Source organism: Caloramator proteoclasticus DSM 10124, assembly GCF_900129265.1.
Lineage (GTDB): Bacteria > Bacillota > Clostridia > Clostridiales > Caloramatoraceae > Thermobrachium > Thermobrachium proteoclasticum.
Map to the genome: position 1 here is coordinate 20072 of NZ_FQVG01000005.1, position 19116 is coordinate 39187.

At 32.7% G+C, this 19116-nt stretch carries 26 protein-coding genes and 1 pseudogene; 26 read left to right on the top strand and 1 reads right to left on the bottom strand.

From position 1 onward, the window contains the following. Positions 1-149 precede the first annotated feature (149 nt). From BUB63_RS13545 to BUB63_RS02245, 12 genes are all read left to right on the top strand, one after another. Positions 150-317 (top strand): hypothetical protein, encoded by a 168-nt coding sequence (locus BUB63_RS13545; protein WP_159431443.1) that lies wholly within the window; start codon positions 150-152, stop codon positions 315-317. Between the two features lie 244 nt (positions 318-561). After that, on the top strand, positions 562-1560 hold the full coding sequence (locus BUB63_RS02195) for a 2-hydroxyacyl-CoA dehydratase family protein (protein ID WP_073247786.1): 999 nt from the start codon (positions 562-564) through the stop codon (positions 1558-1560). Next, the gene (locus BUB63_RS02200) at positions 1557-2321 is read left to right on the top strand and encodes an acyl-CoA dehydratase activase (RefSeq protein ID WP_073247787.1); all 765 of its coding nucleotides are present in this window, start codon (positions 1557-1559) and stop codon (positions 2319-2321) included. The genes BUB63_RS02195 and BUB63_RS02200 overlap by 4 nt, the downstream gene beginning before the upstream one ends. Continuing rightward, positions 2318-2995, top strand: coding sequence for a 7-cyano-7-deazaguanine synthase QueC (gene queC, locus BUB63_RS02205; RefSeq protein WP_073247788.1), 678 nt, complete (start codon positions 2318-2320; stop codon positions 2993-2995). Before BUB63_RS02200 ends, queC begins: the two co-directional genes overlap by 4 nt. Then, the gene (gene queD, locus BUB63_RS02210) at positions 2995-3420 is read left to right on the top strand and encodes a 6-carboxytetrahydropterin synthase QueD (RefSeq protein WP_073247789.1); all 426 of its coding nucleotides are present in this window, start codon (positions 2995-2997) and stop codon (positions 3418-3420) included. The genes queC and queD overlap by 1 nt, the downstream gene beginning before the upstream one ends. Next, entirely contained in the window at positions 3421-4152 is a 732-nt protein-coding gene (locus tag BUB63_RS02215; RefSeq protein WP_084106429.1) for a radical SAM protein, read from the top strand. Positions 4153-4243: 91 nt separating this feature from the next. Then, positions 4244-4423, top strand: a complete 180-nt coding sequence (locus BUB63_RS02220; protein WP_027307762.1) for a hypothetical protein — start codon at positions 4244-4246, stop codon at positions 4421-4423. 213 nt (positions 4424-4636) lie between these two features. Beyond that, the gene (locus BUB63_RS02225; RefSeq protein WP_073247790.1) at positions 4637-4894 is read left to right on the top strand and encodes an ATP cone domain-containing protein; all 258 of its coding nucleotides are present in this window, start codon (positions 4637-4639) and stop codon (positions 4892-4894) included. A gap of 164 nt (positions 4895-5058) precedes the next feature. Continuing rightward, positions 5059-5634, top strand: coding sequence for an anthranilate synthase component II (locus tag BUB63_RS02230; RefSeq protein WP_073247791.1), 576 nt, complete (start codon positions 5059-5061; stop codon positions 5632-5634). Then, complete coding sequence (pabB, locus tag BUB63_RS02235; RefSeq protein ID WP_073247792.1) at positions 5627-6955, top strand: aminodeoxychorismate synthase component I; 1329 nt, start codon at positions 5627-5629, stop codon at positions 6953-6955. Before BUB63_RS02230 ends, pabB begins: the two co-directional genes overlap by 8 nt. After that, positions 6952-7713: an aminotransferase class IV gene (locus tag BUB63_RS02240; RefSeq protein WP_073247793.1), complete on the top strand. Its 762-nt coding sequence runs from the start codon at positions 6952-6954 to the stop codon at positions 7711-7713. Before pabB ends, BUB63_RS02240 begins: the two co-directional genes overlap by 4 nt. Before the next feature lie 126 nt (positions 7714-7839). Continuing rightward, positions 7840-8220, top strand: coding sequence for a desulfoferrodoxin (locus BUB63_RS02245; RefSeq protein ID WP_027307767.1), 381 nt, complete (start codon positions 7840-7842; stop codon positions 8218-8220). Positions 8221-8288: 68 nt separating this feature from the next. Here the strand turns inward: BUB63_RS02245 and BUB63_RS02250 are convergent, their stop codons facing one another. Beyond that, positions 8289-9242 (bottom strand): arsenic resistance protein, encoded by a 954-nt coding sequence (locus BUB63_RS02250; RefSeq protein WP_242947334.1) that lies wholly within the window; start codon positions 9240-9242, stop codon positions 8289-8291. Positions 9243-9495: 253 nt separating this feature from the next. Between BUB63_RS02250 and BUB63_RS02255 the strand changes: the two genes are divergently transcribed. The 14 genes and pseudogenes from BUB63_RS02255 (at position 9496) to BUB63_RS02320 (ending at position 19098) form a co-directional block, all read left to right on the top strand. Further along, a complete protein-coding gene (locus tag BUB63_RS02255) occupies positions 9496-9765 on the top strand; it encodes an ArsR/SmtB family transcription factor (protein WP_084424577.1) in 270 nt (89 codons plus the stop codon). Between the two features lie 22 nt (positions 9766-9787). After that, positions 9788-10261, top strand: coding sequence for a Na+/H+ antiporter subunit E (locus BUB63_RS02260; protein WP_027307770.1), 474 nt, complete (start codon positions 9788-9790; stop codon positions 10259-10261). Further along, positions 10261-10509 carry a monovalent cation/H+ antiporter complex subunit F gene (locus BUB63_RS02265; protein ID WP_073247795.1) on the top strand — a complete coding sequence of 83 codons (249 nt, stop codon included), beginning with the start codon at positions 10261-10263 and terminating at the stop codon, positions 10507-10509. Before BUB63_RS02260 ends, BUB63_RS02265 begins: the two co-directional genes overlap by 1 nt. A gap of 1 nt (position 10510) precedes the next feature. Continuing rightward, entirely contained in the window at positions 10511-10834 is a 324-nt protein-coding gene (gene mnhG, locus BUB63_RS02270) for a monovalent cation/H(+) antiporter subunit G (RefSeq protein WP_073247796.1), read from the top strand. Beyond that, positions 10827-11072 carry a Na(+)/H(+) antiporter subunit B gene (locus tag BUB63_RS02275; protein WP_027307773.1) on the top strand — a complete coding sequence of 82 codons (246 nt, stop codon included), beginning with the start codon at positions 10827-10829 and terminating at the stop codon, positions 11070-11072. The genes mnhG and BUB63_RS02275 overlap by 8 nt, the downstream gene beginning before the upstream one ends. Further along, positions 11062-11805 carry an MnhB domain-containing protein gene (locus BUB63_RS02280; protein WP_073247797.1) on the top strand — a complete coding sequence of 248 codons (744 nt, stop codon included), beginning with the start codon at positions 11062-11064 and terminating at the stop codon, positions 11803-11805. The genes BUB63_RS02275 and BUB63_RS02280 overlap by 11 nt, the downstream gene beginning before the upstream one ends. A 2-nt stretch (positions 11806-11807) precedes the next feature. Beyond that, complete coding sequence (locus BUB63_RS02285; RefSeq protein WP_027307775.1) at positions 11808-12167, top strand: sodium:proton antiporter; 360 nt, start codon at positions 11808-11810, stop codon at positions 12165-12167. After that, positions 12164-13612: a complex I subunit 5 family protein gene (locus BUB63_RS02290; RefSeq protein WP_073247798.1), complete on the top strand. Its 1449-nt coding sequence runs from the start codon at positions 12164-12166 to the stop codon at positions 13610-13612. The genes BUB63_RS02285 and BUB63_RS02290 overlap by 4 nt, the downstream gene beginning before the upstream one ends. A 10-nt stretch (positions 13613-13622) precedes the next feature. After that, entirely contained in the window at positions 13623-15497 is a 1875-nt protein-coding gene (locus BUB63_RS02295) for a proton-conducting transporter transmembrane domain-containing protein (RefSeq protein ID WP_073247799.1), read from the top strand. Continuing rightward, positions 15494-16381, top strand: a complete 888-nt coding sequence (locus tag BUB63_RS02300) for a respiratory chain complex I subunit 1 family protein (protein ID WP_073247800.1) — start codon at positions 15494-15496, stop codon at positions 16379-16381. Before BUB63_RS02295 ends, BUB63_RS02300 begins: the two co-directional genes overlap by 4 nt. 117 nt (positions 16382-16498) lie before the next feature. Beyond that, positions 16499-16987: pseudogene (gene nuoB, locus BUB63_RS02305) on the top strand (NADH-quinone oxidoreductase subunit NuoB); the annotation flags it as partial. Next, positions 16968-17453 carry an NADH-quinone oxidoreductase subunit C gene (locus BUB63_RS02310; RefSeq protein ID WP_027307779.1) on the top strand — a complete coding sequence of 162 codons (486 nt, stop codon included), beginning with the start codon at positions 16968-16970 and terminating at the stop codon, positions 17451-17453. The pseudogene nuoB and the gene BUB63_RS02310, both read left to right, overlap by 20 nt. Next, on the top strand, positions 17453-18598 hold the full coding sequence (locus tag BUB63_RS02315) for an NADH-quinone oxidoreductase subunit D (RefSeq protein WP_073247801.1): 1146 nt from the start codon (positions 17453-17455) through the stop codon (positions 18596-18598). Before BUB63_RS02310 ends, BUB63_RS02315 begins: the two co-directional genes overlap by 1 nt. Before the next feature lie 11 nt (positions 18599-18609). Then, on the top strand, positions 18610-19098 hold the full coding sequence (locus tag BUB63_RS02320; RefSeq protein WP_073247802.1) for a 4Fe-4S binding protein: 489 nt from the start codon (positions 18610-18612) through the stop codon (positions 19096-19098). The last annotated feature ends 18 nt before the right edge of the window (positions 19099-19116 follow it).

The window sequence follows — 19116 nt, forward strand, 5'->3', positions numbered from 1 at the left end:
TTTTTGTATTATAATATTACTTGTTACTAAATCAAAAATTTATAGCAGGTATGGCTTTGGTAAGAAAATGATGGGTTTTGCTTCCCTCTCTACTCTGGAGAGAGAAACGTTAAAAATGCCATACTAAAGATGAAGGGAGGGAAGCAAAATTGGATAATGTTATTTTGATAGTTTTTACATTCGTTTTGTTGTTTATACCAATATGTAGTTTAGCTAATTATGATTATATAAAGTTTAAAATTTTAACGTTATTTTCTATAGAGTTAATAAAGAGACAAAAAAATACACCAACAAAACGATATATATGTATAATATAAAGAAAAAAGCTGCTAATAAAAAGCAGCTAATGAAATAAAACCCATTATTTTCTCCTAATCGTTTCTCTCTCCTATTACTATTATAGCATATATATGTTTTTTTATTCAATACTTTATTATAATTTAAAACTAAATAGGACAGTTCGAAACCATCCTGTCCTTAAACAAAACTACGGGCTTTAGCTACAAATCTGTAGCTTTTAAGGGGCTGGTAGCCCCTTTTTTGATTTTTTGGAGGTGAATTATGAAAAGAATTGGTATAACAACAACAGTACCACAGGAGGTATTAATTGCGGCAGGATATAAGGTTATTGACTTAAACAATATATTCGTTACATCAAACAACTATATGGAGTATATAGACATAGCAGAGAAGGACGGTTTCCCAAAGAGTATGTGTGCTTGGATTAAGGGGCTCTATGGTGTTTGTATAAAGGAAGGAATAGATGAGGTTGTAGGCGTAGTTGAGGGGGATTGTTCAAATACAAGGGCATTGGTGGAGGTTTTAAAGTTAAAGGGAATAAAGATATATCCCTTTGCATATCCTAACTCACATAAATTAGAGGATGTAAAGAAATCATTAGATGATTTTATGGATATGTTTAATGTTAAAAAATCTGATGTTGAGGATGTTAGGAATAGACTAAATAAAGTAAGGGAGTTTTTAATTGAAGTAGATAATTTAACTGTAGATGGATATGCTACAGGCTTTGAAAATCACCTATATTTAGTTTCATCCAGTGATTTTAATGGAGATTATTTGGAGTTTGAAAATATGTTAAAGGAAAAGATAAAAAAAATAAAAGATAGAAACAAAAAAGATTATCCTATAAGACTTGCCTACATTGGAGTTCCACCTATGATGGGGGACATATATGATTTTGTAGAAAGTATAGGTGCAAAGATTGTTTATAATGAGGTTCAAAGGGAATTCTCCTTCCCAAGATTTAAGAATAATAAGGACATATATGAGCAGTACTATGACTACACATATCCCTATGATATTGAGTTTAGACTTCAAGAAATAAAAAGGCAGATTAAAGAAAGGGAAATAGATGGTGTTATACACTATACTCAAGCCTTTTGTTATAGGGGAATAGAGGATATTATAGTAAAGAGTAAGTTGGATGTTCCTGTTATAAACATTGAGGGAGATAAATTAAATGAACTTGATGCAAGAACAAAATTAAGGCTTGAGGCATTTGTGGATATGTTAAAGGACAGAAGGGGATGGAGAAGGTGAGGATATTAGGAATAGATTTAGGAAGCAGAGAAGTTAAAATTGTTTTTTTTGAAAATGGCAGGATTGTTAGAAAAAATAAGATTAGTACAATGAGATTTTATAGAGATTACTGCATTAAGGATAATGGTTTAATTATAGATAAAGAAAAACTTGATATAGGTGAGTTTGATGTTGGAATTTCAACAGGATATGGAAGAAATAATATAAATATAAAGGACTTTACTCCAATTAATGAGGTAAAGGCACATATATATGGTGCATTATTTCAAACTGGACTTAATGATTTTATTTTATTAGATTTAGGAGGACAGGATGTTAAGGTTGTAAGGGTTGAAAAGGGTGTAATGACAGATATAGAACTCAATGACAAGTGTGCCGCATCCTGTGGAAGATACTTAGAAAATATGGCGAACATTTTAGAGGTTGATTTAGACTATATGACAAGGTTTTATAAAGAGCCAGTTCACTTAAATTCTACCTGTGCAGTTTTTTCAGAATCTGAGCTTATAGGTAAAATAGCAGAGGGAGTACCTATAGAAAATCTTTGTGCAGGTGTAAACTATTCATTATATAAAAGGTTAAGTCCAATGCTTACAAGGTTTAAGTCAAATAGAATAGTTCTATCTGGTGGAGCATCACTTAATAGTGCTTTAATAGAGTATTTAAAGAATGATTATAATGAAGTAATAATTTTAGAGGATGCACAGTTTAATGGTGCAATAGGATGTTGTTATTATGGAGAAAGGATGGGATTAAAATGAAAAAGGCTGTTGTACTTTTATCAGGAGGATTAGATTCAACGACTGCATTGTATCTTGCAAAATCACAAGGATTTGAAACCTATGCCATATCCTTTGACTATGGTCAAAGGCACGATAAGGAGCTTGAATGTGCTAAAAGGGTAGCAGAGGCAGCAGGTGTTAAGGAACATATTATAGTTAAAACTAATATGGATGCTTGGGGAGGATCAGCATTAACTGACAAAAACATTGATGTTCCAGAGGGTGATATAAATAGAAGTGATATACCAATAACTTATGTTCCAGCAAGAAATATGATATTTTTAGCCTTTGCGGCATCCTATGCAGAAAAGATAGGTGCACAGGACATATTTATAGGTGTAAGTGAAGTTGATTATTCAGGATATGTTGATTGTAGGCAGGAGTTTTTAGATGCAATGGAGCAGGCTATAAACAAAGGCACTGTTTGTGGAGTTGAGGGAAGAAGAATAAAGATAAATGCACCATTTATAAATATGACTAAAGCAGAGGAAATTAAGCTTGGAATGGAGCTTGGGGTTGATTATTCTTTAACTTGGTCCTGCTATAAAGGGGAAGAAAAGGCCTGTGGAGTATGTGATAGCTGTCTTTTAAGGCTTAAGGCATTTAAAGAAGCAGGATTTGAGGACCCAATAGAATATAAGGAGGAAAGATGATGCTTACTGTATCTAAAGAATTTGCCTTTGAGGCTGCCCATATGCTATCAGAACACGAGGGAGATTGTAAAAATCTACACGGACACAGCTACAAAATGATAGTTGAAGCTACAGGTGATATGAAAGATGGTATGGTTATAGATTTTAAGGATTTAAAAAATATTGTAAAAGAAACTATTATAGATAAAATAGACCATTCATTTATTTATTTTAATGCTTCAAAGGATGAGGTAGAACACAAAATAGCAGATATTTTAAAGAAGTCAGGAAAAAGGGTATTTGAGGTTAATTATAGACCTACTGCAGAAAATATGGCAACAGATTTTTATAATATTTTAAATGACAAGTTAGCGGATAAAGGGATAAGGGTTGTATCTATAACACTTTATGAAACACAAACAAGCTTTGCAAAGGTGGTAGGTTAATTGAAAAGAGAAGAATTTTTAAATGAAAAAATACCTATGGTTGAGATATTTAACAGTATATCAGGAGAAGGAATAACAAGTGGTTTTTTAACAACATTTGTAAGGGTATATGGCTGTAATTTAAGATGTAGCTATTGTGATACAAAATACAGCTATGATGGAGAATATAGTCTAATGGCACCTATTGAAATTTTAGGTGAGGTTAATAGATTAAACTGCAAAAGAGTTATTGTTACAGGTGGAGAACCACTTGAGGAAGAAAAAATAAAAAGATATATTCCACTTTATCTTGCACAAAATGGTTATGAGGTTAGAATTGAAACAAATGGAAGTGTAAGACTTTATGACGAGGATGAAATATATCAATTTACCAGTAAAAAAGAAAGGAAAAATCTCTTTTACACATTAGATATAAAATGCCCCTCCTCAAATATGGATAAGTTTAATATATTTGAAGAAAACTTTAAAAGGTTAATATTGGGTGATGAAATAAAGTTTGTTGTGGGAAATGTTGATGATTTGGATTATTCAATAGATGTAGTAAAAAGGTATAAAGAATATTTCAAAGGAGTTACATTAAATTTTTCACCTGTATTTTCAAAGATAGAACCAAGCCAAATTGTAGATTATCTAAAGATAATAAATAAATTTTTTGCTGAAAATAATTTAGATGTAAGGCTCAATTTGCAACTTCATAAAATTATCTGGGATAAGGATAAAAGAGGGGTATAACTGGCAGCCATATCACTTATAACTTTATGAGAAGTTGGTATAAATAAATGTTTTTTTAGGGAAAATAATAGTGATTGAGAGGAGGGGTCTTATGGCAAGTAGAGAACAGCTAAAAGCAGTTGCAGCATCTTGTACTAAATATCAAGCAGAAGGATTTACATCTTCCGCAGGGGCAGTTGATAAAAGCTGTGAAAACTGTGTAAACTTTGATGGTTATAAGTGCACAGTAAACGCCTTTGATAAGGTATTAACAGGATTAGACCAAGGATAAAAATAACAGCCACATAGTATAATTCTATGTGGCTGTTATTTTGGTTCTTTGTTAAAGATAAGAGTAGGTATTCAATTTAGAATGTCTAAACTTTGAAAATGATTTTTAAAAGATTAGCAGATGTAAAACCTTTAAACGTTAAGCTAATATAAAGTTGAAAAATTCTGAAAAATAATATAGTATTAAATTAATAAATATATAAGGGGTGATACTGTGAAGGTTATAAAAAGGGATGGCAGTTTACAGGAATTTACTATTGATAAGATTATAAAGAGTATAAGAGCAGCATCAGATGATATAGGAGAACCACTCAATGAATCTGATTTACATAATATTGCAAAGGATATAGAGGGCGAAATAAAGGGACTTGGAAAAGAAGAGGTTTCCTTTGAAATAATAAGAAGAATGATAGCAGATACATTAAACAGAGAAGGTTTTAAGGATGTTGCAAAGGCATATGTTGAATATTAGTTTATTAAATAGCTGTCACAAAGGTGGCAGCTGTTTATTTTTATGCTAAAATTATAATTATTATGGGCATAGTAATTAGTATAAATAATAGTTTTAGACTTTTTATTGCTTATGTACGAAGTTAACCTCTTAAATAACATTATAAAAAGTTTAAGGAGGATATTATGGTTCTAATAGTAGATAACTATGATTCATTTACATATAATCTATATCATTATTTTTTAATATTAGGAGAGAAGACTATAGTTAAATCAAGGGATGAGATAAGCATTGACGATATTGAAAAGCTAAATCCCGATTATATTGTTTTATCACCAGGGCCAGGGCGACCAGATGAGTCTATTTTATCTTTAGAAATACTTGAAAAATACAAGGGAAGGATACCAATACTTGGAGTATGTCTTGGGCATCAGTGCATAGGACACTTCTTTGGTGCAGAGGTTGTGAAGGGAAAAAGCCCTGTTCACGGAAAGGTTCATAAGGTATTTCACGAAGGGAAGGGTGTTTTTAAGGGGTTAAAGAGTCCCTTAAATGTAACAAGGTATCATTCTTTAGTGATAGATGAAGCTACTTTGCCTAACTGCCTTGAGGTTACTGCAAGAACTATAGAGGGAGAAATAATGGGGATAAGACACAAGGAATTTGATATAGAGGGAGTACAGTTTCATCCTGAAGCAATTTTAACAGAAAATGGTCTTGAAATGCTTCAAAACTTCCTAAGGAGGAGCAGAAATGATTAGATTAGACTATAAGTTAGACGTTTTTAAGCTCTATAATTTGCTCATAGATTTTAAGCCACAGCTTTTAGAAAGTAGCTATATGGTTAAGGATACTGGAGATTATTCTATTTTGTGCTTTAAGCCAAAATATAGTATAAGCTATTTAGATGGGAAAACATCTGTTAATTATGGGGACAGAGTTGAAATAATTAAGGAGCCACCTTTAAAGGTTTTAGATGAATATATTAAAAAAAGTAAAGAACTTAATACAGGTCTGATTTTTGATGGAGGATTTGTTGGATATCTTTCCTATGACTTTGGTGAAGAGATTATGGGGATAAAGGGTAAGAACAACTCTCCTATAAAAATACCAAGCATCTACTTTGAGTATTTTGAGGACTATATAGTTGTAGATAACAGAAATAATCTTACATATGTAGTTACAGACGATGAGGAGATTATAAATAGAATTAAAACTACTGATTATGTAGAGACTATAGATGATATTGACATAAATTTAAAATCTAACTTTGAATTTGAGGAATACTGTAGGGCAGTTGAAGGGGTTAGGGAGTATATAAGGTGTGGTGATGTATATCAGGTAAATATTTCACAGCAGTTTTATGGAAGAGGTAAATTAAACCCAATACATATCTATTCTAAATTTCGAAGGGCAAACTATGGCCCCTATAATGCGTTAATAAGAGTAGAGGATAAATACATACTCTCAACTTCACCAGAGCAGTTTTTAAGAAAAAGAGGAGATACAATAACTACAAGGCCAATAAAGGGGACGGTTAAGAAGGTTGAGGATAAAGAAGAAAACGAAAGTTTAAAAAGGGAGCTTTATGAAAGTGAAAAATGTCGTTCGGAATTATTAATGATTATAGATTTAGAAAGAAATGATTTATCAAAGATATGCATACCTGGGACAGTAAAGGTTGAAAGCCTATTTGATGTAGAGGAATATTCAACTGTTAACCACCTTGTTTCAACTATACAAGGAAAATTGTTAAAGAATGTTGGGTTTAAAGAGATAATAGAGGCTATGTTTCCAGGAGGTTCTATAACAGGTGCTCCAAAGCTTAGGTCTATGGAGGTTATAAATGAAATTGAAAAGGTAAATAGAGGAATATATACAGGTTGTATAGGCTACATTTCAAACAATGGTAATATGGACTTTAATATAGCAATAAGAACAGCCGTTATGGATAAAGAAAATATAATATACAATGTAGGTGGAGGAATTGTATGGGATTCTAACCCTCAAGATGAATATGAAGAAACACTCCATAAGGGAAGGGCTATTTACAATTCCCTTGTTAAAGGAGGAAAAAGATGATTGATTTGTTTGATAGGGGAGTAGCCTTTGGGCTTACTCCTTTTGAAACATTATTTGCATATAAGGGAGAAGTCCTTTTTTTAGATGAACACTACAAAAGGCTTAAAAGAAGCTTAAAAATACTTGGGATAGATAACAACTTAACCTTTGAAAAGTTTAAAGAAGATGTACTAAATTCAATTAAAGGTATAAATAATCCTGTTGCAATTAAGATTATATATATAGACGATAAGCTAAATATAAAATTAAGAACTCCCTCATACACTAAAGAACACTATGATAGAGGGCTTAAGCTTGCAATTTCAAGGGAGAGAAGGCCTAAAAGCATTTTAAACTATATAAAAACCTTTAATTATGGGCAAAACTACATTGAGGATTTAAGGGCAAAAAATAAAGGATATGACTCCTGCATATTTTTAGACCACAGGGGATTTATAAGTGAGGCAGCCTATGGAAACCTATTTTTTATAAAGGATAGAGTAATCTATACTCCAAGTATAACCTGTTCAATACTACCTGGAATTATAAGAAAAAAATTAATAGAGCATCTCAAATCAAAGGTGGTAGAAGTGGTAAAAACTAATATTACCTTAGATGAGCTTGAAAATTTCGATTCAGCCTTTTTTACAAACAGTGTTGCAGGAGTGCTTCCTGTATCAAAAATTGGAAACACCTCCTTTTCAAAAAGTGCCACCCAGGTGAAATGTGAAATTATTCAATTTATGGAAAGATATTTCTCTTGTTGGTTAGGTCATTAATAATGTATTGTAGATAAAAGATAAATTATTTTTCAGAAAATTTTATAAAAACATTACTTGTAATATTAATAATAAATGATATAATATTATTAATAGAAAATAATTATCCTTTAAGGAGGGGTTAAAATGACTGAGGTTAGGCAAGTTTATAAATGTGAAATATGTGGGAATATTGTAGAGGTTCTTCATAAGGGGGCAGGTACTTTAGTTTGCTGTAATAAACCAATGACACTTAGAGAGGAAAATACAGTAGACGCATCAAAGGAAAAACACGTGCCTGTTGTAGAACTTGTGGATGGTGGAGTTCTTGTTAAGGTTGGAAGTGTAGAACACCCAATGGAGGAAAAACACTATATTGAATGGATAGAAGTACACACTAAGGATAAGGTATATAGAAGGTTTTTAAACCCAGGGGATAAGCCAGAGGCGTTCTTCAAACTAAATGATGGAGAAGAAGTTTTATTTGCAAGAGAATACTGCAACCTCCACGGACTTTGGAAGGCATAAAAAAGTGCCACCCAGGTGATTTATTGTGGTATAAATAGGAAATGTCACAATTCACCTGGGTGGCACTTTTATTTGAACACCCTATTTGCAAAATATTTTCCAAACCAAGATGCACTTTGAACTTGCAGGATAAACGCAAGTGTTACAATAAGTGCAGCCTTTGAACCAAAGCTTGATGCAGCAATTCCAAGTGCTAAGGACAGATTACGCATAACTGTACTGTAAACAAGTGCTATTGCATCTTCTCTGTTTAAAAAGATTTTTCCTATAATTGTGCTTATAGTATAGTTTAATAAATAGAATACAGTAAGAACAACTAATGACCATAGAATTAAATCAGGCTTTGAAATAATAACCTTAGATTTCATTCCAATGCTTATAAACACTATTCCAAGAAGGAACCATATACTTATAGCTGGTAGTATAGGTTTTATTTTTTTGTTGTACTCCTCAACTGAATACTTCTTAAGAAGCAATTTATAAGTTATTGTACCTAATATTAATGGTATTACAACAACTTGAATTATTGTAATAAACGTTTTTACAATATCAATAGGTATATACTTTCCAACCATAAGAAGTAAATACCAAGGTGCAACAAGGGAACCGATAAACAAGCTAAGTGCAGTTATTTTAACCGCAGCCGACACATTTCCCTTATTTAACATTGTCCAAGAAATAGTCATACCACTTGTAGGTAATAGTGATGCTATCGCAAGTCCTGCAAACATATCCATATTGTCCTTAAATAATGTAATTCCAATTAAGTAGGCTATAACAGGTATAATTAAAAAGTTTATAAGTAAAGATAAAAGAACTAATTTTGAATGGGACAAATCAAAGGCACTTTTGTAATTAAATCCAATCATAGTTGGATAAATCATAAATACAGTAAATATCAGGATATAGCTTTTCATAAAATTCAAATCGAATTTAAGCCCTGTTAAAAATCCAAGTAATAAAACAAGGGGTATAACCTTAACAAGATTTTTTGATGGATAGTAAAATATCTTTTTTATCATTCCAATTCCTCCCTTCAACAAATTCAATTATATTTATATGTGGAGATTTTCTCAAATACCATATAGGGGTATGTGTAGTTGGTTATTAAGGATTTTCTTTAAATATCTTACCCAATTTAATTAAATCATATGATTTTATAGCATATGCCTAAAACCTGTTACTTATTGTTAAAAAAATAATTAAATTGAAATAACAAGCATAATATTGTAATATTATAATATAAAGATGCTTAAAGGGGGTATAGGTATAGACGTGAGTAAGAAGATTCAAAAATTAGCAGATAAGTTTAAAGTTCTATCAAATCCAATTAGAATTTCAATATTACTGTGCCTATTAAATGGACAATCTAATGTTACTAAGATTCAAGACTGCTTAAGCATACCTCAATCAACCGTATCAAAGCATTTAGGTATCTTAAAAAATGCAGGTGTAATTGAGGGAGAGAGAAATGGACTTGAGGTAATATACAGCATAGTCGATGATGGTGTAAAGAATATGATTCTTTCCCTAATAGAGGAGTAAGTTAATTTTGGAGGTGAGCCTATTGAATAATTTTATTTTTACTTTCCTTTCACTTTTTTTAATATGGTCTGCACTAAGCTATCCACTTACAAATCAAGAAATAATTTTTGGTTTAATTTTATCCTTATTCATCTCAATTTTAACTCAATACTATAACCAAAGGAGTAAGAGTTTTAAAATAAAATCCCTCTATCATTTAATTAAATATTTCATTGTATTTTTAATTGAATTAGTTAAGGCAAATTTTAATATGGCAAGGATAGTAATAACTCCTTCACTTCCTATTTCACCAAAGATTTATGAGGTAAAAACAGAACTAAAATCAAATATTGCAAAGGCCCTTCTTGCAAATTCAATAACATTAACTCCAGGTACCATTTCAGTTGATTTAGAGGATGACACAATATATATACACGTTGTTGAAGGTACAAAGGTTGATGATGTAGAGGGGCTAAAGGGACCCTTTGAAAAAATATTGAAGGAGGCATTTGAATAATGTTTTATGTAACAATAGCACTTATTGTATTAGGAATGCTCCTTAGCATAATTAGATTAGTAAAAGGAGATTCAATAGAAAGCAGAGTTGTTGCTATAGACGTTTTAACAACTATAACATCAAGTTTAATTATTGTATTTGCCTTTATATCAGATAATATGCTTCTTTTAGATGTTGCTCTTGTTTATGGTCTTTTATCCTTTGTTGGTGTTGTAGCGGTAGCACGTTATTTAGAGGGAGGAATTTAATATGCATTACGTTGGTTGGTTCTTTGTATTAGTTGGAGCAACATTTTCATTTCTTGCAGGCCTTGGAATATTTAGAATGCCGGATGTACTTAATCAGTCACAGGCTGGAACCAAGGCTTCAACGCTTGGGATATTAGCATTACTTGTAGGATTTTCCTTTATAAACCCTAATGTTTCCCCAAAGCTTATTTTAATGGCACTATTTTTCCTATTCTCATCTCCTATTGCATCCCACACGATATGTAAGGCGGCACTTAGGAGAAATAAAGCGAAGCTTATATTAGATTCAAATCCTCTTTTAAAGGAGGGAGAAGCAAATGAATAATCTTGCAATATTTATAGCTTTAATTATGTTTTTAGGAGCAGTATGGACAGTTTTGACAGAGGATGTTTTTAAGGCAATTGTTATTTTTGGCATAGTATCCCTTATGTCTTCTGTTATGTTCCTATTAATGCAGGCACCAGATGTTGCCATAACTGAAGCTGCAATTGGTTCAGGTATAACAACAGCATTATTTATATTCACATATAAGAAAATGGAGGAAAGAAAAGATGAAAGATGAAAAGTCTTTGTTTATAAATATAGTTGCCCTTTTGATTCTTTCATTTATGGCCTTTTATATCTATAAGGTTTCAATAGATACAGGAGAAGGAATAAAGATTACTGACAATATTACTCCAAAGATGAGGGTTGCAGACAGGTTCTTAAAAAAGAATGTGTTAGATGAAAATAGCACCTATAATTTTTCTCAAACTGCAGAGGATACATCTGCAAATATAGTTACATCAATTGTTGTAGATTATAGATTATTTGATACAACATTAGAGGTTATAGTTCTATTTGTAACTATATTAGGATTTGGTTTTGTTATACCAAAGGATAGAAGAAGAATCTTGAAGCCTTCTGTAATTCTTTATAGATGGTCACCAATACTTATGATTTTAATGCTTATGATTGGTGGATATATGTTTATAAATGGGCATCTATCACCAGGAGGAGGCTTCCCAGCAGGTGCCATTATATCAACAGCAGTATTGATAGGAGTTTTAGCTGGTAGAAAGACTGTAAACCATAAAACTCTAAAGGTAGTTGAAGCAATTGCAGGTATATCAATATTTGGTATAGGAATAGCATCCTTCATTATAAAGGGTGTATTCTTCCAAAACTTTTTAACAGGTGATAAAATAGGGGATTTATTCTCGGGTGGTTTAATACCTGTATTTTATGCTCTTATAGCTTTTAAAGTTGCAGCGGAACTTTCAAATATTTATTTTGAATTTTATGAGGAGTGTTGATTATGACAAAAATTTTTATATTATCTTCACTTTCCCTTGTGTTTGTTGGTCTATATGGAGTTTTAACAAGAAAGAACATAGTTAAAATACTAATAGCACTTAACATAATAGAAACAGGAATCAATATGCTCTTAGTAGCCTTTGGGTATGTTGAAGGAGGAATTACACCAATACTACAATCAGATTTAAGCATTGCGAATTTAGATAAAATGGTTGACCCTGTTCCACAGGCACTGGTTTTGACATCAATAGTAATAGGCCTTGGAACAACAGCCTTTGCTCTATCGCTTGCAATGAGATACAAAGATACACACAACTCAATTTCAATTAGAGCAACAGATGAAGAGGGGGTAAATGTATGAATAGCATAGTGTTTTTAGTAGTAATCCCTCTAATTGCAGCATTTTTATCCCTTTTCTTAGGAAACTTAAATAAGATTACAATGTATATCGTTACATTGTTTAACTTGATATTTTCAATATCAGTTTTTATGAGTGGAAAGATTCCTTTTAATGTTGCAATAGGAGGATGGAAGGCACCCTTTGGAATAAACTTTGTTGTAACTGACATTACAATTTACTTTTTACTTCTTGTAAATATAGCAGCCCTAATGTCTATAACTATGGTTAAGGATATAAAGGAATATCAATTCTATTCCTTCTACTTTGTACTTTTAGCTGCTACAAATGGTATGGTTTTAACTGGTGATATGTTTAACTTCTACCTATTTACAGAGTTATCAACGTTTGCAATTGCAGGACTTGTTGCCTATAAAAGAGACAGGCTATCAACAGGTGCAGCACTTAAATTTTTAATTTTATCATCAACAGCTTCATTGTTTAGCCTATCTTCCATTGGGCTTATTTATAAAACCTTAGGAACACTAAATTTTGCTGATATTGCTTTAAAACTTACTAAACTAAACCAAGCATCCTATAATTTAATTTTAATTTTATTTTTAGCAAGTATGCTTGTAGAACTTAAAATATTCCCATTTAATCTATGGGTTGTTAAGTCTTATGAGGGTTCAATTACTTCAGTAAATATGTTTACACACGGAATGCTTGGAACAGCAGGAATATACGGTGCTATAAGAATTCTTTTAATAGTATTTCCAAATATGTATAACACTAATATCTCAAAGGTATTAGTTATACTTTCAGTATTTACAGTTTTAATAGGCGAAATAGGAGCACTTAAGGAAAAGAATCTTGTTAAGGTACTTGCCTTTTCTTCTATGGCTCAAATGGGAATATTTATGTTTGGTATAGCCTTAGGCAGCTTTGAGTCAATTAAGGGTTCTTTATATATAGTAGTTTCAAATTATCTTGCAAAATTAGTAATGTTTATAGTTACAAAGCAATATTCAAGGGCTGTAGATAGTAAAAATTATATTGATATGAAGGGCCTTGGAAGGAAATACCCAATACTTGCAATTTCATTTACAATAGCAGCCTTAAGCCTAATGGGAATGCCCTTCTTTGCAGGTTTTTGGGGAAAGTTTTCAATAGTTATAAGTGCACTATCATTAGATAGATTATCTACTTTAGGTATAGCGATTATATTAATTGCATCAGTTATTGAGGGAGTGTACTACCTAAGAATTTCACACACATTCTTTGTAGAGAAGGATGTGAATAGTGTGAATATTTCAAGGGTTTACTCCATAATTCCTTTTGCTTTAGCCCTATTAATTTTGGTTGTAGGTATATACCCAAATTCAATTGAACAGATGCTATTTAACGTAATTGATGAAATAAAGAATGCACCAAATAAGTATATAAACATAATTTTATCATTGAAGTGAGGTAGAGAATATGATAGAGCTGCTTTTAGTTCCCTTAATTACAACTCTCTCTATAGCATTTTTTATAAAGTATAAAAGAGTTACTTGGACGCTGTTTTTAGCTTCCAATGGCTTTATATTATACAAGCTCTACAGTATATATGGAATGTGGAGTTTAAGCTATAGCTTCAATACAGGCTATGAGATATTGGGGGCAAAATTTAACTTAGGAGTTTCCAACAACCCAATAGGATGGTATTTTGCATTTTTCTCTGCTTTGATAACATTAATTATTTCAATATTTTCAATAGGATTTAATAAAAATTCAAAGAGCAATGTATCGGTTATATGGATGTTAATTATATTTTCAAATTTAGGTATTTTCTTTGCAAAGGATTGGGTAACCTTCTTTATGATGTGGGAACTTATGGGATGGACAAGTTTCTTTGCCATCACAAACGGTAAGGATAAGGCCCTTGATGGAGCAAAATATTATCTATCACTATCATTATTTGGTGCTGCATTGCTGCTAATTGCAATATCACTTTTAGGTGCATATACAGGTACCTTTGAAATACTTCCATCAGCCTTTGGACTTCTTCAAATAATAAATTCTTCAACAAAATTAGGAATAGTAATCCTTCTGCTATTTTTAACAACTTTTATAATAAAATCAGCCATATTCCCATTTTATATGTGGCCGCAAAAGGTATATGCAGAAGGACCAGAGGATTACATTACGTTTATGTCCTCTGTAATGATTAAATATGGAATTTACCCAATGGCTATATTTATTGTTCCTGTAGTAGGTAGTGTAAATCTTCCAAGAATATTAAACACAGGTAATGTGCTTCAATATGTAATAGGCTACTTAGGAGCAATAAGTGCTGTACTTGGAACATTACTTGCAATATTCCAAACAGATATGAAAAAACTATTTGCATATTCTTCAGTTTCAAATATGGGATATATTTTACTTGGATTTTCCTCAATGACTATAGTTGGATTTGAAGGTTCGCTTTTCCACGTAGTAAACCATATGATTTTAAAGGCGGCAATATTTTTAACACTTGCAGCAGTAGTTTTTAGAACTGGAGAAAGTGAAATGCACAAGCTTGGTGGGCTTGTTTACAGAATGCCACTTACATTTATGACATTCCTTCTTGGAATAATAGCCGCAGCAGGCATACCACCACTTAATGGGTTTGGTTCCAAGTGGATGATAATACAGGCACTTATGTCAAAGAAGATGGTTGTTTTTGCAATAGCAATGATATTTGCTTCAACGGGTGCGTTTATGTACCTATTTAGGGCTTTAGCATCTATATTTTTAGGGCAACTGCCAGATAGATATAAGGAAGTAAAGGAAGTACCACTAACTATGGCAGTACCTATGTTTATAATGATGGTTATTATGCTACTTGTTGGTGTAGTACCTGGTGTAGTTATGAAACCTTTAACAACAGCGTTAAAGGCAGTTGGATATAATGTTGATATTGCTTCTTGGACAGTACTTGAGGGAAGCCTAAAGAATGCAACAATTGACCTTAAAATAGTATTCTATATGTTCGTTGCAGGAGTTATAATATCAGGTCTAATGTATTTCTTTGGAAATAAATCAGAGACTGTTCCACAAGAAGATAACTATACAGCAGGTGAATATCCAGAGGAATGGGGTGTAGATGCTGATAGATTTAACTATTCATATTCCTTCTATCAACCATTTAAGGAGATGTTTGATCCTCTACTTGAATCTATCTCAATAGATGATTTATTTGCAAGTGTTGGTAGAAATTTTGAATATTTAAGCACTACAATTCAAGGACTATTTAAAAGAGGAGAAGGTGCAGTACTTCTATTTAGTATAGGAGTTCTCCTATTGATATTAGGAGGGTTGATTATATGATGGCAGTATTAAGGGTGTTTTTATTTAGTCTATTTGCAATATTTATAGGACTACTATTTATGGGAATTGGAAGAAAGGTTATTGCAAGAATTCAGTTAAGATATGGCCCACCATTTTATCAAGCCTTTCTTGATGTAGGAAAGTTATTTTCAAGAAAATCTATAACACATAATTTTGTAATGGACTTAGGTATGGTAATGTCACTTGGTGGACTTTTAGCAACAATGTTGTTTGTACCAATTGCAGGACACGTTGCTGTTAAGACAAGTACAAATTTAATAGTTATTATGTATCTAATGGCGATAGGATATTTAGGAATGGCTATGGCTGTTGCAGCCAGTGGTAATCCAAATGCGACAATAGGGGTATCCCGTGCCCTTACAATGATGCTTGGATATGAAGTTCCATTTTTTACAGTTATGCTTGGGCTTATCATAGTAAATGGTACTTCATCACTTGAACTAATTTCACAATCCCAAGCAGGCTCAATCTTAAATTGGAATATGATAAGGTTTCCGCTTTCCTTTATTGCGGCAGAAATAGCACTTCAGGCAATGATGGGTGAAAAGCCCTTTGATGCAATGATTGCACCTGCTGAAATAGCATCAGGGCCTATGGTTGAATTAAGCGGTAAATACTTAGGTCTTGCCTTTTTAACCCACGCAGTATCAATATTTGTTGAAACTGCAATAATAGTAAATCTTTTTATGGGTGGTGCAAGCAATATATTTACATTTGTATTAAAGCAATTTGAGATATATCTTATAACTGTATTTATTGAAGCAGTATTTCCAAGATTTAAAATCGAACAGGCTGTTAAGTTTCTATGGACTGTACCAATGGGAATAGCTGTGCTTCAGCTTATACTTATTCTTCTTAAATAGGAGGTGTTCTATATGCAAGAATTAAAGGTGGAAAAGAAGAGAAGCTGTATAGACAATGTTATAGATTTTTTTAGACAAAGATCAATTTGGATGCTTCATTACTGAACAGGCTGTGGAGCGGTGGAGTTGCCACCGTCAATGACATCCAGGTGGGATGTTGAAAGGTTTGGAATAGGGCCTATGGCTACACCAAGACAGGCGGATGTACTTCTTGTAACAGGATATGTTTCTTTGAAGACTTTAAAGAGAATAATAAGAACCTATGAGCAAATGCCTGAACCAAAATGGGTGTTGGCCTTTGGTTCTTGTACTGTAAATGGAGGAATCTATTGGGATTCATACAACACAATAACAAACTTAGCAGAGTATATACCAGTTGATATTACTGTATCTGGATGTATGCCAAGACCAGAGGCAGTAATGGATGCACTACAGACATTAATGAAGATGATTCAATCGGGTGAAGCAGGGGCCTATAAAAAGTACAAGGAGAATTATGAATACTATAAAGCAAATCAGGATAGGGTGCTAAAAAAGACAGTACCAATATTAGGACAAACTCCTAAAAATGATTTGGAGGGAAAAAATGAAGATGCAAAAGAGTGATATTATAAATATATTGGTGGATAGAGGATATAGTGTTTTTGACTTGTACCATAATCAAATAGCCCTTGCTGTAAAGAAAGAAAATCTATTAAATGACCTTATATTTTTAAGAAGCATAGGATTTGAGCATCTGTCTTTTATTACAGCTGTTGATTTTATTGACGAAGGTGAGTTTGAAGTTGTTTATCATATATGGTCCTATACACATAAAATTCATATTTTAGTAAAGGTTAGGGTAGATAGAAATAATCCTGTAGTTCCAACAGTAATTGATCTTTGGGAGCAGTCACAATTTTATGAACAAGAGGTTCACGAGTTTTTTGGAATTAAATTTGAAGGAAATAATGACCTATCACCTCTATTCTTAGAAAACTGGGTAGATATACCGCCATTAAGAAAGGATTTTGATACAAGGGAATTTTCAATAAGGCTTTATGATGCAGAAGTAGATGGAGGTGATAGATAATGGATGCACCATCATATACACTAAGCAAAATAGCTGAAAAGGATAATTTGGCTGTATACGATTTATTCTTTGGTCCAAACCACCCAGGTATGCACGGAAATTTTGGATATGTTCTAGAGATGATAGGAACTGAAATAGTTAAGGTAAGACCAAATGCAGGTCATCTTCATAGAGGTTTTGAAAAGTTAATGGAGCAAAAACTTTGGGTACAAAATATAGCCCTTGTCCCAAGAATATGCGTCGTTGACCCTGATCCAAACGAAGTTGCCTACTGTACTGCAATAGAAAAAATTATGGGAGTTGAAATACCAGATAGAGCAAAGTTTATAAGAACAATAACTCTTGAGATGAGCAGGTTAACTTCATTCTTAATGGGAATGGGAGCACTTGGTGCAGCACTTGGGCTTTACACACCAATGTATATAATGATGGCAGATAGGGATTTAGTGCTGGACTTATTTGAATGGCTGACAGGTGCAAGAATTTATCACATATTTAATATTCCAGGTGGTGTAAGAAATGACCTGCCAGATGGATGGGTAGAAAGGTTAAATGAGGTTTTAGACCATCTTGAAAGAAGATTGATTGAATATGATAAGCTTGTGTTTGAAAATCCAATAATCCATAAGAGATTAAAGGGGTTAGGATATATATCAAAGGATGAGGCTATAAAGACTGGAATAACAGGGCCAAATCTTAGAGCATCTGGTGCTGCCTATGATGTTAGAGTTGACGATCCATATGCAGCATATCCATATCTTGATGTAAAGGTTATAACTCAAGAGGGTGGAGATGCCTTAACTCGTGCAGTTCAAGTTAGATTGGAATTTGAAGAAACAATAAAATTGATAAGACAGGCATTAAAGCAAATGCCAGAGGGTGATGTTAGATTAAACTTAGGTAACCTTTCAATGCTAAAGGTTCCAAAGGGTGAAGCATATGCAAAGGTTGAGTCATCAAAAGGTGAGTTTGGATACTATGTTGTGTCAGATGGAGGATTAAAGCCATATAGAGTAGGGGTTAGAGGCCCATCGCTTCCAGCAGGACTTTTATATGCACAAAAACACCTGCCAAAGATGAAGATAGATGATGTAGCAGCGTGGATGGCATCACTTGCAATATGTCCACCTGATATTGATAAATAGGAGGTGCTTCTATGGCATTAGGTGATAAGAGTGTTTATTCTCCACTGACCACGTTAAAGAATTTATTTAGAAAACCTGTTACAATAAAGTACCCAAAACAGATTTTAAGAGTTTTTCCTAAAGAGGGCGTATCTCCTATATATAGAGGACTTCATACAAACGATTTAGAAAAATGCGTTGGATGTGGGGCCTGTAAAAGAATTTGTCCCTTTGATGCAATAAAGATGAAGGTAATAGGTAAGAATGAACAGGGAAGGGATATAAAAAAGCCTGTTGTTGATTATGGTAGATGTAGCTTTTGTGCCTTCTGCGTGGACGTTTGCCCGACAAATTCTTTAAAGATGTCAAGACACTACATCTATAAGATAAAAACTGTAATGTCAATGTCAGCAAAGGAAGAAGTAGAATACGTTAAGGAAAAGTTTAAAATTATGCCTGACGAAAAGTTAGGCGATGACATAGGATATAATACAGGTAAAGTGAAGAAGGTCTTGGGTTAAGAAATTGCCACTTATGTG

Coding starts and splice junctions, on each gene's coding strand:
- BUB63_RS02195 (WP_073247786.1), top strand. CDS start 562: ATGAAAAGAATTGGTATAACAACAACAGTACCACAGGAGGTATTAATT.
- queC (WP_073247788.1), top strand. CDS start 2,318: ATGAAAAAGGCTGTTGTACTTTTATCAGGAGGATTAGATTCAACGACT.
- queD (WP_073247789.1), top strand. CDS start 2,995: ATGCTTACTGTATCTAAAGAATTTGCCTTTGAGGCTGCCCATATGCTA.
- BUB63_RS02220 (WP_027307762.1), top strand. CDS start 4,244: ATGGCAAGTAGAGAACAGCTAAAAGCAGTTGCAGCATCTTGTACTAAA.
- BUB63_RS02230 (WP_073247791.1), top strand. CDS start 5,059: ATGGTTCTAATAGTAGATAACTATGATTCATTTACATATAATCTATAT.
- pabB (WP_073247792.1), top strand. CDS start 5,627: ATGATTAGATTAGACTATAAGTTAGACGTTTTTAAGCTCTATAATTTG.
- BUB63_RS02240 (WP_073247793.1), top strand. CDS start 6,952: ATGATTGATTTGTTTGATAGGGGAGTAGCCTTTGGGCTTACTCCTTTT.
- BUB63_RS02245 (WP_027307767.1), top strand. CDS start 7,840: ATGACTGAGGTTAGGCAAGTTTATAAATGTGAAATATGTGGGAATATT.
- BUB63_RS02250 (WP_242947334.1), bottom strand. CDS start 9,242: ATGATAAAAAAGATATTTTACTATCCATCAAAAAATCTTGTTAAGGTT.
- BUB63_RS02265 (WP_073247795.1), top strand. CDS start 10,261: ATGTTTTATGTAACAATAGCACTTATTGTATTAGGAATGCTCCTTAGC.
- mnhG (WP_073247796.1), top strand. CDS start 10,511: ATGCATTACGTTGGTTGGTTCTTTGTATTAGTTGGAGCAACATTTTCA.
- BUB63_RS02275 (WP_027307773.1), top strand. CDS start 10,827: ATGAATAATCTTGCAATATTTATAGCTTTAATTATGTTTTTAGGAGCA.
- BUB63_RS02280 (WP_073247797.1), top strand. CDS start 11,062: ATGAAAGATGAAAAGTCTTTGTTTATAAATATAGTTGCCCTTTTGATT.
- BUB63_RS02285 (WP_027307775.1), top strand. CDS start 11,808: ATGACAAAAATTTTTATATTATCTTCACTTTCCCTTGTGTTTGTTGGT.
- BUB63_RS02290 (WP_073247798.1), top strand. CDS start 12,164: ATGAATAGCATAGTGTTTTTAGTAGTAATCCCTCTAATTGCAGCATTT.
- BUB63_RS02295 (WP_073247799.1), top strand. CDS start 13,623: ATGATAGAGCTGCTTTTAGTTCCCTTAATTACAACTCTCTCTATAGCA.
- BUB63_RS02300 (WP_073247800.1), top strand. CDS start 15,494: ATGATGGCAGTATTAAGGGTGTTTTTATTTAGTCTATTTGCAATATTT.
- BUB63_RS02310 (WP_027307779.1), top strand. CDS start 16,968: ATGAAGATGCAAAAGAGTGATATTATAAATATATTGGTGGATAGAGGA.
- BUB63_RS02315 (WP_073247801.1), top strand. CDS start 17,453: ATGGATGCACCATCATATACACTAAGCAAAATAGCTGAAAAGGATAAT.
- BUB63_RS02320 (WP_073247802.1), top strand. CDS start 18,610: ATGGCATTAGGTGATAAGAGTGTTTATTCTCCACTGACCACGTTAAAG.